We start from the raw sequence: 870 nt of genomic DNA, 5'->3' as shown, positions 1-870 counted from the left end.
TATAAATATATTTTCAATTTGATTTGTTGATCCATAATATATTATACGCTACTTGATCGAATCATCCTATGACAATCAATCGATTTTCGCATACCGTGAAAATGTCTAAGAAGCTATGTGTAGAATTAACTTGAAATATTAGCTGTACTCAAAAAAAGAGTCACGACATGAACATCGCGACTCTTCTACTAATATTGGCCCAACTAGGTCTTGTTATCCCTTTTTCAAAAAAGTAGGTCTTATTCAGCTGTTACGGCTTCTACTGATGAGATTTCGCCTTCTGTGTAACCTACTACGAATGAGTCCATTACTGGGTTGTGGTCTTCATCGAATGAGATGTTTCCTGTTACCCCTTCAAAGTCTTGGGTTTCTTCTAGGGCGTCGCGGATGGCTTGTGGGTCTGTTGAACCGGCACGGTCGATGGCGTCAGCTGCTAAGCGGGCTGCGTCGTAACCACCTGCTGAGAACAAGTCTGGCTCTGTGTCAAATTCCGCACGGTATTTCTCTGCGAATTCGTTGGCTGCGTCTGAACCATATTCTCCTGTTACGAAGATTGTTGCGTAGTAGAAGTCAGTTACGTTTTCTGCACCAGCTAAGTTGATGAATTCGTCGTTACCTAATCCGTTTGGACCTAAGATAGCGGCATCGATACCCATTTCACGGGCTTGTTTCACGATGGCTCCACCTTCTGGGTAGTAACCAGCGATGAATAATACGTCTGGATCTTGGGCTTTAACGTTGTTTAGGATTGAGCTGAAGTCAGTGTCTCCTGACAAGAATGACTCTTTGATGACAACATCACCTGAGTAGTCTTCTTCAAATTGAGAAGCTAAGTTTTGACCATAATCCGATGAGTTATCTTGTAAAACG

Annotated in this window: 1 protein-coding gene; it reads right to left on the bottom strand. The window is 42.4% G+C overall.

The features are described 5' to 3' along the window. Positions 1 to 239: 239 nt before the first annotated feature. Positions 240 to 870, bottom strand: a 631-nt coding sequence (locus ACRCJ0_RS16275) for an ABC transporter substrate-binding protein (RefSeq protein WP_431391204.1), incomplete at its 5' end; no start/stop codon positions are given.

Source organism: Aerococcus sp. L_32, from assembly GCF_050689315.1.
The sequence above is the reverse complement of the archived record's forward strand: the minus strand, read 5'-3'. Positions and strand labels throughout refer to the sequence as shown.